This is a genomic window from Streptomyces sp. NPDC046831, from assembly GCF_040645305.1.
Taxonomy (GTDB): domain Bacteria; phylum Actinomycetota; class Actinomycetes; order Streptomycetales; family Streptomycetaceae; genus Streptomyces.
In genome coordinates this window covers 1-14,281 of sequence record NZ_JBEYXZ010000036.1, presented here as the reverse complement: position 1 = coordinate 14,281, position 14,281 = coordinate 1, and the positions used below count along the sequence as shown (strand labels likewise).

Sequence of the window (14,281 nt, the reverse complement as noted above, 5' to 3'; positions counted from 1 at the left end):
CCCGGCCGTGCCGATCGCTCGGCGCCCGGCCTCCGGCGCCGCCCGGCCGTGTCGTCCGCCCCGCGAGTGACCTGCCGACCTGCGCCGGGCTGTGCTGTTCGCGCGAGGGGCGGTCTGCCCGTCGCCCTGGGCTGCGCCACCCGCCCGGCGCTCATCTGCCGACCCGCGCCCGGCTGTGCCGCTGGCTACCCGCCCGGCCCCTGGCCCTGCCGGCCGCCCCACGGGTGGTGACCAGCCGACCCGCGTCCGGCCGCGCCGCCCGGCCACCGGTGACCCGCCGGGCCGCGCCGGTCGGGCGTGCCGAAACCCCCAGGGCCGCCGTCTTCCGTGGCGGCCGCACGTTCCCCACGGCGGGGGCCCGGACGGGCGCCGGACGTCCCGGCCGGGGGACGCGGGGGAAACCGTTTCACGCACACCGGGCGCGGCCCCATAGGATTGGGGCCTGACGCCACCTTCCGGACCGCCGCGCGACGCCTGGCCCGCACGCCCGCCGCCCCGCCGAGCCGGGAAGGTGACGACAGGCCCTAGGCCCGAACCACACACACTCACCCCAGAGGATCGCTGCATGCCTGGCATCACGCGCGAGGAGGTCGCCCACCTCGCCCGGCTGGCGCGTCTGGAGCTGAAGCCCGAAGAGCTCGACCACTTCGCGGGACAGCTGGACGACATCATCGGCGCGGTGGCCCGCGTCAGTGAGGTCGCCGACCGAGACGTACCGCCGACCTCCCACCCGCTGCCGCTGACCAACGTCATGCGCGCGGACGAGGTCCGTCCGTCGCTCACCCCCGAGCAGGCGCTGTCCGGCGCCCCGGCCCAGGAGCAGCAGCGTTTCAGGGTGCCGCAGATCCTGGGGGAGGAGTAACCCGCCATGACGGACAGCCCCATCATCAAGCTCACGGCCGCCGAGATCGCCGGGAGGATCGCCTCCGGCGAGCTCACGGCCGTCGAGGTCACCGAGGCCCATCTGGCCCGGATCGAGGCCGTCGACGAGAAGGTGCACGCCTTCCTGCACGTCGACCGCGAGGGCGCCCTGGCGCAGGCCCGCGCCGTCGACGAGAAGCGGGCGCGCGGCGAGAAGCTCGGCCCGCTGGCAGGCGTGCCGCTGGCGCTGAAGGACATCTTCACCACCGAGGGCGTGCCGACGACCGTCGGCTCGAAGATGCTCGAAGGCTGGATCCCGCCCTACGACGCGACGCTCACCCAGCGCCTGAAGGCCGCCGACGTCGTGATTCTCGGCAAGACCAACATGGACGAGTTCGCCATGGGGTCCTCGACCGAGAACAGCGCCTTCGGCCCCACCGGCAACCCCTGGGACCTCACCAGGATCCCGGGCGGCTCCGGCGGCGGTTCGAGCGCCGCCCTCGCCTCCTACGAGGCCCCGCTCGCCATCGGCACGGACACCGGCGGCTCCATCCGCCAGCCGGCCGCCGTCACCGGCACGGTCGGTGTGAAGCCGACCTACGGCGCGGTCTCCCGCCACGGCATGGTCGCCTTCTCCTCCTCCCTCGACCAGGGCGGGCCCTGCGCCCGCACCGTCCTGGACGCGGCCCTGCTGCACGAGGTGATCGCCGGGCACGACCCGATGGACTCCACCTCCATCGACGCCCCGGTCCCGCCGGTCGTCGAGGCCGCCCGCAACGGCTCGGTCGCCGGCATGCGCGTCGGCGTCGTCAAGCAGTTCCGCGGCGAGGGCTACCAGGCCGGCGTCGTCCAGCGGTTCGACGAGTCGGTCGAGCTGCTGAAGGAGCTGGGCGCGGAGATCGTCGAGCTGGACTGCCCGTCCTTCGACCTGGCCCTGTCGGCGTACTACCTGATCGCGCCGTCCGAGTGCTCCTCCAACCTGGCCCGCTTCGACGGCCTGCGCTACGGCCTGCGGGTCGGCGACGACGGCAGCCGCTCCGCCGAGGAGGTCACCTCGCTGACCCGCGAGGCCGGCTTCGGCGCCGAGGTCAAGCGCCGCATCATGCTCGGCACGTACGCGCTGAGCTCGGGCTACTACGACGCCTACTACGGCAGCGCCCAGAAGGTCCGCACGCTGATCAAGCAGGACTTCGACGCGGCGTTCGAGCAGGTCGACGTGATCGTCTCCCCGACGACCCCGACCACCGCCTTCCCGATCGGCGAGCGCGCCGACGACCCGATGGCGATGTACCTCGCGGACCTGTGCACCATCCCGACCAACCTGGCGGGCAACGCGGCCATGTCGCTGCCGTGCGGCCTGGCGCCCGAGGACAACCTGCCGGTGGGCCTGCAGATCATCGCCCCGGCTCTGCAGGACGACCGGCTGTACAAGGTGGGGGCCGCCGTCGAGGCCGCCTTCGTGAAAAAGTGGGGGCACCCGCTGCTCGAGGAGGCTCCGTCGCTGTGAGTGCACTGACCAAGGCCAAGGGCTTCAAGAAGTCCAAGTCCGGTACGTACATGTCCATGGCCGCCACCGCGTTCGGCGCGATCGGCGTCGCCAAGCAGATCAAGAAGGCCCGCGTCGAGAACGACACGCTGCGGCTGATCGACGCCGTCGTGACCGCCGCCGGCGTCGTCACCGGCCTGGCCATCCTCTACCGCGAGCTGAAGCGGCTGGGCGACGACGACGTCCTGCTGGGCTGAGAGGGAAGTTTCACCGTGACCACCACGACCGACCTGGTGTCGTACGAGGACGCGCTGGCGTCGTACGACCCCGTCATGGGCCTCGAGGTCCATGTCGAACTCGGCACCAGGACCAAGATGTTCTGCGGCTGTTCGACCGCGCTCGGCGCGGAGCCGAACTCGCAGACCTGCCCGACCTGCCTCGGCCTGCCCGGCTCCCTCCCGGTCGTCAACGCGACCGGCGTGGAGTCCGCCATCCGGATCGGCCTCGCACTGAACTGCGAGATCGCCGAGTGGTGCCGCTTCGCCCGGAAGAACTACTTCTATCCGGACATGCCGAAGAACTTCCAGACCTCCCAGTACGACGAGCCGATCGCCTTCGACGGCTACCTCGACGTGCAGCTGGAGGACGGCGAGACCTTCCGCGTGGAGATCGAGCGCGCCCACATGGAGGAGGACACCGGCAAGTCCACGCACGTGGGCGGTGCGACGGGCCGTATCCACGGCGCCGACTACTCGCTGCTCGACTACAACCGCGCCGGCATCCCGCTGATCGAGATCGTCACCAAGCCGATCGTGGGCGCCGGCGAGCGCGCCCCCGAGGTGGCCAAGGCGTACGTCCGCGAGCTGCGCGAGGTCATCCGGGCCCTCGGCGTGTCCGAGGCCCGGATGGAGATGGGCCAGATGCGGTGCGACGTGAACCTGTCGCTCATGCCCAAGGGCAGCGACACGTTCGGCACCCGCAGCGAGACGAAGAACGTCAACTCGCTGCGGTCGGTGGAGCGCGCCGCCCGCTACGAGATCCAGCGGCACGCGGCCGTCCTGAGCGGCGGCGGCACGATCGTCCAGGAGACCCGCCACTTCCACGAGGACACCGGGTCCACGACCTCGGGCCGCGTGAAGGAGGAGGCCGAGGACTACCGGTACTTCCCGGAGCCCGACCTGGTGCCCGTCGCGCCGTCGCGTGAGTGGGTCGAGAAGCTGCGGGCCTCGCTGCCGGAGCTGCCCCTGGTGCGCCGCAACCGGCTGCGCGAGCAGTGGGGCGTCTCGGCCACCGAGATGCAGGCGATCCTCAACGCCGGCGCGCTGGAGCCGATCGTCGCGACGATCGAGGCCGGCGCCGACGCGGCCGCCGCCCGCAAGTGGTGGATGGGCGAGCTCGCCCGCAACGCCAACGAGTCGGGCAAGGCCCTGGACGAGCTGGCGATCACGCCGAAGCAGGTCGCCCGGGTGACCGAGCTGGTCGCCGCCGGCGACCTGAACGACAAGCTGGCCCGCCAGGTCATCGAGGGCGTCCTCGCCGGCGAGGGCGAGCCGGACGAGGTCGTCGACAGGCGCGGCCTGAAGGTCGTCTCCGACGAGGGTGCGCTGACCACCGCCGTCGACGAGGCGATCGCGGGCAACCCGGCCATCGCGGACAAGATCCGCGGTGGCAAGGTGGCGGCGGCCGGCGCCCTGGTCGGCGCGGTGATGAAGGCGACGCGCGGCCAGGCCGACGCCGCCCGGGTCAAGGAGCTGATCCTGGAGAAGCTGGGCGTCGGCGAGGGCTGAGCCCACGCGGCGCCGCGCGCCGCCCGGGGCCGGCCGGATCGTCGTCCGGCGGCCCCAGCCGGCCCGCCGGCCCGAGCAGAGGGGGACGCACCACACCCGGTGCGTCCCCCTCGGCATGCCGCCGTCCCTGTGTCCCGGACCGGACCCGGATCCGGTGTCCCCGGTCCGAGGCGGTACGCTCGCGCGGCATGAATGGACGCGCCGATTCCGAAACGCACCCCGGGATATCCGACGGGGACAACGTCGAGGGTGCCGGCGTACGCGACCCGCGGGACGCCGGGGGGCGCCGGGCCGGCGACGGCACTGAGCGCGCCGGCGGGCACCGGGCCGGGAGCCGTGCCGGGGACCCCGGCGGACACGGCGCCGATGACGGCACGGACGACACGGGCAGGCCGGTCGCCGCCGACGGAGGCGAGACGGACGAGGCCGACGCCGAGGCCCCTGAAGCCGCCGACGACCCTGACGAGGCCGATCACGCCGACGCCGGGAAGACGGACGAGGCCGATGGCGCCGCCGCCGACGGCACAGGCGAGGCTGACGCCGCCGCAGACGACGCCCATGCCGCCGACGCCCATGCCGCCGACGACCACGCGGCCGGCTCCGACGACGACACCGACGACCCGGTCGAGGACGCCCGGCGGGCCCGCTGGACGGCGGCCGGGGCCGGGGCGCTGCTGGCCCTGGCCGGGCTCGCCGCCTCGCTGCTGCGCTTCGCCGGGGCGTCCCCCGCCCTGGTGCCCGCCGCCTACGCCGCCGGGGCCGCCGTCTGCGCCGTGGCCGCGGTGCTCGGCCTTCGGGGCCGCACCCGGCGGGCGCTGTGGCTGCTGATCGCGGGGGTGATGGTGATGGCTCTCGGGGACCAGTTCGACTGAACCTCCCGGCTCCAGGTCCAGGCACCCCGCGCCGGCCGACGGTGCACGCGCAGCGGGGCGCCAGCCGCCCCCACCAGGCGTTTAGGCAGCTCTTACGCCTGTGAAGAGCACCACTAATGCCGCAAATGATCTTTTTGGCCTGCAAGAATCCGGACTGCTCAAGCGTTCTTGGCGGGCCGTTCACTGCAAGTCGTGTTCCCGGTCAAAGATGCACCACCATCACTCTGGGGGCACGTTCATGGCAGCCCTTGCACGCTGGTGTGTTCGGCACCGGCTCGCCGCCGTTCTGCTCTGGCTCCTCACCTTCGCCGGGGTCACCGCGGCCGGCGCCGTCGCCGGTTCGGCCTACTCCAACGACTACGAGGTGCCCGGCACCGAGTCGGGCCGTGCCACCCAGTTGCTGCAGAGGGGCTTCCCCGGCCTGGGCGGTGACAGCGACACCGTCGTCTGGCACACCGCGCCCGGCTCCGTGCGCGCCGCCGACGTCGAGCAGACGATGACCCGGACCCTGGAGCGGATCGCGGACCTGCCCGGCGTGGCCACCGTGGCCAGCCCGTACAAGGCGCAGGGCACGGGCCAGATCAGCGCCGACGGCCGGACGGCGTACGCGACCGTCACCTTCGACCCGGGCGGGGACGTCACCCCGGCCGAGTCGCGGGCCGTGACCGACACCGCCAGGGCGGCCGCAGCCGAAGGGCTCCAGGTGGAGGTGGGCGGCACCGCCGTCGCCGGCCGGTCGTCCGGTTCACACGTCGCCGAGATCGTCGGCGTCGTCGTGGCCGCCGTGGTGCTCCTCCTGGCCTTCGGCTCGCTCGCCGCGGCCGCGCTGCCCATCGGCACCGCCCTGGTCGGCGTCGGCACCGCGTACGCGGGCATCGGACTGCTGGGCCACGCCATGACGGTCGCGGACTTCGCGCCCATGCTCGGCCTGCTGATCGGGCTCGGCGTCGGCATCGACTACGCGCTGTTCATCGTCACCCGGCACCGGCGCGGCCTGAGACGTGGTCTGGGCGTCGACGAGGCGGTCACCAACGCCGTCGCCACCACCGGTCGGGCCGTCGTCTTCGCCGGCGCGACCGTGTGCATCGCCCTGCTGGGCATGCTCATCCTGCGCCTGCAGTTCCTCAACGGGGTCGCCGTCGCCGCGTCCCTGACCGTGATCCTCACGGTGGCGGCCTCCGTCACCCTGCTGCCCGCCCTGCTGTCCCTCATCGGGCCGCGCGCGCTGAGCCGGCGCGAGCGGCGCAGGCTGGCCGAGCACGGGCCCGAGCCGGAGGTGCCCACCGGGTTCGCCGCCCGCTGGTCGGCCTTCGTCGAGCGCCACCCCAGGCTGCTCGGCGCCCTCGCCCTGGTGGTCGTCACCGTCCTGGCCCTGCCCACCCTCTCCCTCCGCCTCGGCACCTCCGACCAGGGCAACGACCCCGCCGCGACGACCACGCGGAAGGCGTACGACCTCATCGCCGAGGGCTTCGGACCCGGCGTCAACGGACCCCTGACCCTGGTGACGCGGGTCGACGGCGCCGAGGACCGGCTCGCCCTGGACAACCTCGGCGCCGGCCTGCGCGGCACCGAGGGCATCGCCGCGGTCACCCCGGTGACGTACAACACCGGGGGCGACACGGCCTACCTCACCGTCGTCCCCGACTCCGCGCCGCAGTCGGAGCGGACCAGCGACCTGGTCGACCGGCTGCGCACCGACGTGCTGCCGCGCGCCGAGACCGGCACCTCGCTCGACGTGCAGGTCGGCGGGGTCACCGCCGGTTACGACGACTTCGCCGGCGTCATCGTCGGCAAGCTGCCCCTCTTCGTCGGCGCCGTCATCGGCCTCGGCTGCGTCCTGCTGCTGCTCGCCTTCCGGTCCGTCGGCATCCCCCTCAAGGCCGCCGCGATGAACGTCGCCGCCGTGGCGGCCGCCTTCGGCGTGGTCGTCACGATCTTCCAGTGGGGCTGGGGGAGCGAACTCCTCGGCCTCGGACGTGCGGGGCCCATCGAGCCGTTCCTGCCGGTGATCATGGTGTCCGTGCTCTTCGGGCTCTCCATGGACTATCAGGTCTTCCTGGTCAGCCGGATGTACGAGGAGTGGCTGGAGACCGGCGACAACCGGGTGGCCGTGCGCGTCGGCCTGGCCGAGACCAGCCGCGTGATCAACTCTGCCGCGGTCATCATGATCTCGGTGTTCCTCGCCTTCGTGCTCAGCGGCGACCGCGTCATCGCGATGTTCGGCATCGCGCTGGCCGCCGCCGTCGCCCTGGACGCCTTCGTCCTGCGCACCCTCCTGGTGCCCGCCCTGATGCACCTGCTCGGCGCCGCCAACTGGTGGCTGCCGCGCCGGCTCGACCGCGTGCTGCCGCGGATCAGCATCGAACCGCCCGAGTGCCGGACCGCCCATGAGAGGCTGGCCGCCGCGACGGACGCCGAGGTGGCGGCCGTACTGGCGAAGGAGCGGCCGCAGGATGTACGCGATCTCCCTGGATGACGACGCCGAACTGCGCCCCCTGGAACCCTGGCACGCCGAGGAGTTCCTGGCGCACCTGGACCGCGGGCGCGACTTCATCACCCGCCATGTCCCGTTCGGCTCGACGGCCACGGACGTCGGCTCCGCGCGCGCCGTCCTGCAGTCGTACGCCGACAAGCGCGCCGCCGACAGCGGCTTCCTGCACGGGCTGTGGCTGGACGGGAGGCTGGTGGGCGGCCTGCTGTTCCGCGTCTTCGACGCCGCCACCGGCACCTGCGAGCTGGGCTGCTGGCTGGAGCCGGCCGGCACCGGACGCGGGCTCGTCACCCGGGGGGCGCGGGTGCTCATCGACTGGGCGTTCGGCGAGCGGGGGATGCACCGGGTCGAGTGGTGCGCGTCCTCGGCCAACGAGCCGAGCGTCGCCGTGGCGCGCCGCCTGGGCATGACCCGCGACGGCGTGCTCCGGGCGCACCATCCCTACCGGGGCGAGCGCCAGGACATCGAGGTGTGGTCCGTGCTCGCGCCCGAGTGGGCCCAGGCCCGCGCGCGGGCCGGACGGGACGGCTGACCCACCCGGCGGCCCGGCCGGTCCGCCGCTCAGGGAGCGGTGGTCCTTAGGCGCCTCTCAGACATCGTCCGTACCGTGAGAAGCATGGGTAGCAAGAGTGCAGACGGGACCGGAGCCGCGAACGGGGCGGCCGAGGTGAGGAACGAGCAGGGGACGGCGGGCGCCACCGAGCCCGGCCAGGGCGGCGGGGTGATCCGGGCCGAGACGGAGGGCGCCGGGAGCGCCGCGGCCGCCGAAGGCGCCGGCGCCTCGCGCCCCGATGCCCCGCGCCCCGGCGCCGAGGGGACCGGCGCCGCCGGCGTCGGCGCGCACGGAGCCGACGCCGGCGGGGCAGGCACCGGCGGGGCAGGCACCGGCGGGGCAGGCACCCACGGGAAGGACGTCGACGGAGCCGGCACCGACGGCACCGACGCCGGCACCGCCGAGGCCGGACCGTCCGGGGCCGGCCAGGGCGCGGGCGCCGTCGTCGCCGCCGCGCTCGGCACCGTCTCGCTCACCGGCAGCTGGCTCGGCACCGTGGCCGGGGCGCGCGAGCAGCTCATCGGCCAGCTGCAGACGTCGTCCTCCGCGAGCGTCGCCCGGCAGATCAAGGAGATCTACGGCGACGCCTGGCACGCGACCGCGCTGTGGAGCGGACTGTTCGCCCTGGTGGCGCTGATCGTCGGGGTGGTGGTCCTCGCCCGGCCCGCGTTCGGCGCTCCGGGCCGGCCGCAGGCGCCGTGGATCAAGTCGGTCGCCTGGGCGGGCGTCGTGCTCGGCGTCATCGGGCTGCTGCTGGCCGTCCTGAAGTACACCGACGTCCTGCTCGGCCTGCCCTCCGCGAGCTGAGAGGCACCCGGCCGGACGAGGGGTCCCGCCGGAGCCGGACGCGCGGCGGTCTGAGGACCCCCGCACAGTCCCTAAGGCCCCCCTCACGGCCCCGCCCCCCGCGAAGATGCGGAACTCTCCCGATGTGGCGCACCCCCCTGGCGGACGAGGGTGAGGGACACCGCCGGCGGACGACGCCGGCCCCCTCCACCACGGGAGAGACCATGTTCGAGTACGAGCTGCAGCAGATGCGCGCCGCGGAGCTGCGCCGCCGGGCCGATTACGAACGCCTGGTCCGCGAGGCGGTGCGCGGACGGCGCGCGGCCGCCCGCCGGGACCCTGAGGCACGGACCCCTGGCCGGCCTGCCCGCAGGCACCGGTTCACCCGGGCCGCGTGAGCACCGCGGGAGGGAAGGCCGGCCGTACGGGGGCCGGCCTTCCGCACGCTCCCGGCGGGCGCCCCGGGGCGGCGGCCCTCCCCGCGGACGTCACGCCGCACCGCCCGTCCGCACAGGGGAAAACCGGTGCCGTGCCGTCCGGGGGGCGTGCGATGCTCAGGGCTGTGGAGACCAGGTCCGTCAGTCCCGTGTTCGTCGGCCGCACCGAAGAGCTGGACACGCTGAACGAAGCGCTCGCCCGGGCGGCGGCGGCCGAGCCGCAGGCGGTGCTGCTCGGCGGCGAGGCCGGAGTGGGCAAGACCCGCCTGATCGAGGAGTGGGCCGCCGCCGCCCGCCGCCGGGGCGCCGTCGTGGCGCTCGGCGGCTGCGTGGAGATCGGCGCCGACGGGCTGCCCTTCGCCCCGTTCTCCGCCGCGCTGCGCGCCCTGCGCCGCGAGCTGCCCGACGACCTGGCCGCCGCGGCCGCGGGCCAGGAGGAGGAACTGGCCCGGCTGCTGCCCGAACTGGGCGTGCCGGCCACCGCCCGCCGGCCCGGCCGGCACGACGAGGAGGGCATGGCCCGCCTCTTCGAACTCACCGCGCGCCTGCTGGAACGCGTCGCCGCCGAGCACACCGTCGTCGTCGCGCTGGAGGACCTGCACTGGGCCGACGCCTCCACCCGCCACCTCCTCGCCTACCTCTTCCGCACGCTGTGCTCCGGCCGCCTCCTCGTCCTGGCCAGCTACCGCTCCGACGACATCCACCGCCGGCACCCGCTGCGGCCCCTGCTCGCCGAACTCGACCGGCTGCGCACCGTCCGCCGGATCCAACTCGCCCGGTTCAACCGGCAGGAGGTGGGCCGCCAGATCGCCGGCATCCTCGCCGCCGAGCCCGATCCCGTCCAGGTCGACGAGATCTTCGAGCGCTCCGACGGCAACGCCTTCTTCGTCGAGGAACTCGCCGTCGCCGCGCACGAGGGCTGCCGCACCAGCCTCAGCGACTCCCTGCGCGACCTGCTCCTCGTCCGGGTCGAGAAACTGCCCGAGCCGGCGCAGCGGATCGCCCGGATCGTCGCCGAGGGCGGCTCCACCGTCGAGTACCGGCTCATCGCCGCCGTCGCCGGGCTCGGCGAGGACGACCTCATCGAGGCACTGCGCGCGGCGGTGAACGCCAACCTCCTCATCGCCGCGCCCACCGGTGACGGCTACCGCTTCCGCCACTCCCTGGTCCGCGAGGCGGTCAGCGACGACCTGCTGCCCGGCGAGCGCTCCCGCCTCAACCGCCGCTACGCCGAGGCGCTGGAGGCCGATCCGGCCCTCGTCCCCGCCGACCAGCGCGTCATGCGGCTGGCCAGCTACTGGTACCACGCGCACGACCCCGCCAAGGCCCTGCCCGCCGTCCTGGACGCCTCCGTCGCGGCCCGCGCCCGGCACGCCTACAGCGAGCAACTGCGGCTGCTGGAGCGGGCGATGAACCTGTGGGACGCCGCGCCCGACGCCGTCCGGGCCCGCCTGCGCCCCGTCGACTACACGGAGGTCTACCCGCCGTGCGGCTGCGACCCCGCCACCACCCCCCTGCGCTACCTCGACCTGATGGCCGAGGCCGCCGTCGCCGGCCGCTTCTGCGGGGAACGCGAACGCGCACTGAAGATCACCAAGCGGGCGCTGCGCCTGCTGGAGGACGACCGCGACCCCTCCGCGCACCCCGCACACGGCGCGGCTGGGGGAGACCCCCTGCGCGCCGCCTGGTTCTGGGTCCAGCGCTCCCGGCTGGTGCAGTCCAGGGCGCTGGGCGACGGCCGGCAGGAACTGGCCACCGCCCAGGACCTGGTGCGCGGCCTGCCGCCGTCCGAGGTGCACGCCGAGGTACTGGCCAACGTCGCCAACTGGTCCATGGTGCACGCCCCCGGCCCCGACGCCTTCTCCGCCGCCGAGCGGGCCGTGGAGTACGCGCGCATGGTGGGCGCCTCGGAGATCGAGATGAGCGCGCGCCTCACCCTCGGCGGACTGATGGTCGAGGCCGGCGACATCGAGGCGGGGCTGGCCGAGATGTACGAGGTCAACCGGCGCACCGTCGAGGAGGGCCTGTCGGCCGTCGCGGGCCGCTCCTACGTGAACCTGCCCTCCGAGCTGGAGGGGATCGGACGGTCCCGTGAGGCGGTCCCGCTCATGGAGGAGGGCCTCGCGTACACCCGGCGCTTCGGCTACCTGGACCACGAGGCCTGGGTGTGGGGCAACCTCGCCGAGTCCCTGTACAGCCTGGGCCGCTGGGACGAGGCCGTGGAGGCGGCCACCCGGTCCGAGCGGGTGGGCCAGAGCGCCCAGCCGCGCGGCTTCCACGCGCGCATCCGGGCCGAACTCGCCCTCGCGCGCGGTGACCTGACCGAGGCGGCCGGTCAACTGCACGCCGCCCGCGGTCACTTCGGCACCCACTCCGACGCGCCCCAGCACTGCCTGCCGCTGTCCCGCATCGCCGTCGGCGTCGCCGCGGGGGAGGGCCGCCTCCTGGACGCCCGCGCCGAACTGGCCCGCGCCCTGGACGCCGGCTTCCCGCCCGGCACCCAGCGCTACGGCTGGCCGCTGCTGGTCACCGCCGCCACCGTGGAGAGCCGCGGGGCCGGCCTGCCCGCGGCCGGCGCCGGACGCGCCGGCGTCCTCGAACGCATCGGACAGGCCGCCAGGTCCCTCGCCGCCAACGTGCCGCTCTGGCAGGCCCACGCGCGGTGGGTGCGCGCCGAACTGCTGCGCGCCGAGGGCCGCGGCGACCCCGAGGACTGGGCGGAGGTCGTCGCCGCCTTCGAACCGCTGGAGCGCCCGTACGACCTCGCCCGCGTGCGGTACCGCCTGGCCGAGGCCCTGCTCACGCCCCGGGCCGGAGGCCAGGGCGGTCCGGCCGCCGACGAGGACGGGCGCGAGCGGGCCACGGAGCTGCTGCGGCTGGCCCACGCCGTGGCCGAGCACCTGGGCGCCCGTCCGCTCGCCGACTCCGTCGGCCGGCTCGCCCAGCGCGCCCGCCTCACCCTCGCCCCGGCCGCGCGTCGCGGACCCGAGGCCGACGACCCCGCCGGATCGCTCGGCCTGACCAGCCGGGAACGGGACGTCCTGCGCCTGGTCTCCGTCGGCCGCACCAACCGCCAGATAGCCGAGGAACTGTTCATCTCGCCCAAGACGGCCAGCGTGCACGTGTCGAACATCCTGGCGAAGCTGGGTGTCTCCGGACGGGGCGAGGCGGCGGCGGTCGCGCACCGCCTGGGACTGTTCCCCGACACCCTCCCCGCCCGCACGGCGGGCTGATCCACCTGGCGGTGAAGGGACTCGCCCGCACGCGCCTGGCCAAGTCCGTCCACGACGCCGGACGGTCGGCGTTCGTGACCATGCTGGAGACAAGGCCGCCCGGTACGGGCGCACCTTCATCCGGATCGGCCGCTTCGAGCCGACGTCTCAGGTGTGCTCCGCATGCGGCCTCAAGGACGGTCCCAAACCCCTACACGTCCGCGAGTGGACCTGCGGGGCGTGCGGGGCGGTCCTCGACCGGGACATCAATGCGGCGGTCAACGTCGCCAAGGCGGCCGGACTGGCCGTGTCAGCCTGTGGAGCGCAGGTAAGACGGGCACCCGCGCCCGCACCGCGCGGCGAAGCAGGAACCCACTCGACACCGCAGCCTTCAACGGCGCGGTAGGCGGGAATCTCCCCCCGTCAGCGGGGAGAGGATGTCAAGTCACCCGCAGTTCCAGGATCCGGTCGTCGCCCCGCCGGGGGTCGCCCCGGCCGTCGGTGTTGCTGGTGACCAGCCAGAGCCGGTCGCCCGCTGCGACGACCGTCCGCAGGCGGCCGTACCGCTCGGTCAGGAAGGCCTGCGCGGGGGCGGACGCCTGCGCGCCCCGCAACGGGACGCGCCACAGGCGCTGCCCCTTCAGCCCGGCCGTCCAGAGGGACCCCGCGGCGAACGCGATGCCGCTCGGCGAGGCCTCGTCCGTGCGCCACTGGGTGAGGGGGTCACGGTACTTCGGGTTGCCGGAACGGCCTTCCGCGTCCGGCCAGCCGTAGTTGCCGCCCGGCCTGATCGCGTTCAGCTCGTCCCAGGTGTTCTGGCCGAACTCCGAGGCGAACAGGCGCTGTCTGCCGTCCCAGGCCAGCCCCTGCACGTTGCGGTGGCCGTAGGAGAGGACCGGGGAGCCGCGGAACGGATTGCCCGGAGCCGGTTCGCCCTCGGGGGTCAGCCGCAGGATCTTGCCGCCGAGCGACCCGGTGTCCTGGCTCAGGCCCCGGTCGCCGCTCTCGCCCGTGCCCGCGTACAGCATCCCGTCGGGACCGAAGGCGATCCGGCCGCCGTTGTGGATGACGCCCTTCGGGATGCCCTTGAAGACCGTGTCCGGCGCGCCCAGCTGCTCCCCGGACGGCTTCTTCCCGTCGTACAGCATGCGGACGACGCGGTTGTCCGAGGCCGAGGTGAAGTAGGCGTAGACCATGTGGTCGGAGGCGTAGTCGGGGGAGAGGGCGATGCCGAGCAGGCCGCCCTCGCCCTCCGGCGACACCCCGGGCACCCTGCCCAGCTCGGTCTTCGCCCCGGTCGTGCCGTCGACCCGGGTGATCGTCGCCTCGTCGCGGGAGGAGACGAGGAGGTCGCCCTCGGGCAGCGGGGCCAGACCCCAGGGGGAGTTCAGGCCCTCCGCGACCGTGCGCAGCACGGTCACCGAACCCTTGGCGGGCGCCGTCTCCTCGCCCTGTTGCGAGGGCGGTGCCCCCGCGGCCGTACGGCTGGGGGCCGTGGTGCTGCCTCCCGCGGGCGACGCCCCGCCGCCGGAGGAGCAGCCGGCCGTGAGCAGCAGCGCGGTCGCGGCCAGCACGGCCGCCCCAGCTCGACGTTGCACGATCATGGTCCCTTCGACGCCGCGGGTTCTCCCTGTCCTACTCCGCTCCCGCTCCCCAGGTTCCCGGACGCCGCGATCGGACGCCCGCGGTTGGCGGGTTCCCGCCCGGCCGAGGCGGTGGCCGCGGCGGGCGCCGAACCGGCCGGCCGGGCCCCCCCCCCCCCCCCGGGGGGCCCGGCGGCCGGGCGGCCGCGCCGC

At 74.5% G+C, this 14,281-nt stretch carries 10 protein-coding genes and 2 pseudogenes; 11 read left to right on the top strand and 1 reads right to left on the bottom strand.

Translation table 11 applies throughout. The annotated features are described in order from the left end of the window. The first annotated feature begins 565 nt into the window (after positions 1 to 565). The 11 genes and pseudogenes from gatC to ABZ920_RS25295 form a co-directional block, all read left to right on the top strand. The gene (gene gatC / locus ABZ920_RS25345; protein WP_361509248.1) at positions 566 to 862 is read left to right on the top strand and encodes an Asp-tRNA(Asn)/Glu-tRNA(Gln) amidotransferase subunit GatC; all 297 of its coding nucleotides are present in this window, start codon (positions 566 to 568) and stop codon (positions 860 to 862) included. A 6-nt stretch (positions 863 to 868) separates the two neighbouring features. Beyond that, complete coding sequence (gatA, locus tag ABZ920_RS25340) at positions 869 to 2,368, top strand: Asp-tRNA(Asn)/Glu-tRNA(Gln) amidotransferase subunit GatA (RefSeq protein ID WP_361509245.1); 1,500 nt, start codon at positions 869 to 871, stop codon at positions 2,366 to 2,368. After that, entirely contained in the window at positions 2,365 to 2,604 is a 240-nt protein-coding gene (locus ABZ920_RS25335) for a hypothetical protein (protein WP_361509243.1), read from the top strand. Before gatA ends, ABZ920_RS25335 begins: the two co-directional genes overlap by 4 nt. A gap of 15 nt (positions 2,605 to 2,619) precedes the next feature. Beyond that, complete coding sequence (gatB, locus tag ABZ920_RS25330; RefSeq protein WP_361509240.1) at positions 2,620 to 4,134, top strand: Asp-tRNA(Asn)/Glu-tRNA(Gln) amidotransferase subunit GatB; 1,515 nt, start codon at positions 2,620 to 2,622, stop codon at positions 4,132 to 4,134. A gap of 632 nt (positions 4,135 to 4,766) precedes the next feature. Then, positions 4,767 to 5,006: pseudogene (locus ABZ920_RS25325) on the top strand (hypothetical protein); the annotation flags it as partial. A 238-nt stretch (positions 5,007 to 5,244) separates the two neighbouring features. Further along, positions 5,245 to 7,482: an MMPL family transporter gene (locus tag ABZ920_RS25320; RefSeq protein ID WP_361509237.1), complete on the top strand. Its 2,238-nt coding sequence runs from the start codon at positions 5,245 to 5,247 to the stop codon at positions 7,480 to 7,482. Then, positions 7,460 to 8,029: a GNAT family protein gene (locus ABZ920_RS25315; protein WP_361509234.1), complete on the top strand. Its 570-nt coding sequence runs from the start codon at positions 7,460 to 7,462 to the stop codon at positions 8,027 to 8,029. Before ABZ920_RS25320 ends, ABZ920_RS25315 begins: the two co-directional genes overlap by 23 nt. Positions 8,030 to 8,113: 84 nt before the next feature. Continuing rightward, entirely contained in the window at positions 8,114 to 8,857 is a 744-nt protein-coding gene (locus tag ABZ920_RS25310; RefSeq protein WP_361509231.1) for a hypothetical protein, read from the top strand. A gap of 122 nt (positions 8,858 to 8,979) precedes the next feature. Beyond that, positions 8,980 to 9,234, top strand: a complete 255-nt coding sequence (locus tag ABZ920_RS25305) for a hypothetical protein (protein ID WP_361509376.1) — start codon at positions 8,980 to 8,982, stop codon at positions 9,232 to 9,234. Positions 9,235 to 9,386: 152 nt separating this feature from the next. After that, entirely contained in the window at positions 9,387 to 12,506 is a 3,120-nt protein-coding gene (locus ABZ920_RS25300; RefSeq protein ID WP_361509228.1) for an AAA family ATPase, read from the top strand. Positions 12,507 to 12,511: 5 nt separating this feature from the next. Further along, positions 12,512 to 12,891 (top strand): annotated as a pseudogene (locus ABZ920_RS25295) (zinc ribbon domain-containing protein); the annotation flags it as partial. Positions 12,892 to 12,925: 34 nt separating this feature from the next. Here the strand turns inward: ABZ920_RS25295 and ABZ920_RS25290 are convergent. Beyond that, the gene (locus ABZ920_RS25290; protein WP_361509225.1) at positions 12,926 to 14,089 is read right to left on the bottom strand and encodes a PQQ-dependent sugar dehydrogenase; all 1,164 of its coding nucleotides are present in this window, start codon (positions 14,087 to 14,089) and stop codon (positions 12,926 to 12,928) included. Between the last annotated feature and the right edge of the window lie 192 nt (positions 14,090 to 14,281).

Excerpts from the sequence above, each read along its gene's own strand:
- gatC (WP_361509248.1), top strand. The coding sequence starts at position 566 with ATGCCTGGCATCACGCGCGAGGAGGTCGCCCACCTCGCCCGGCTGGCG.
- gatA (WP_361509245.1), top strand. The coding sequence starts at position 869 with ATGACGGACAGCCCCATCATCAAGCTCACGGCCGCCGAGATCGCCGGG.
- ABZ920_RS25320 (WP_361509237.1), top strand. The coding sequence starts at position 5,245 with ATGGCAGCCCTTGCACGCTGGTGTGTTCGGCACCGGCTCGCCGCCGTT.
- ABZ920_RS25315 (WP_361509234.1), top strand. The coding sequence starts at position 7,460 with ATGTACGCGATCTCCCTGGATGACGACGCCGAACTGCGCCCCCTGGAA.
- ABZ920_RS25310 (WP_361509231.1), top strand. The coding sequence starts at position 8,114 with ATGGGTAGCAAGAGTGCAGACGGGACCGGAGCCGCGAACGGGGCGGCC.
- ABZ920_RS25305 (WP_361509376.1), top strand. The coding sequence starts at position 8,980 with ATGTGGCGCACCCCCCTGGCGGACGAGGGTGAGGGACACCGCCGGCGG.
- ABZ920_RS25300 (WP_361509228.1), top strand. The coding sequence starts at position 9,387 with ATGCTCAGGGCTGTGGAGACCAGGTCCGTCAGTCCCGTGTTCGTCGGC.
- ABZ920_RS25290 (WP_361509225.1), bottom strand. The coding sequence starts at position 14,089 with ATGATCGTGCAACGTCGAGCTGGGGCGGCCGTGCTGGCCGCGACCGCG.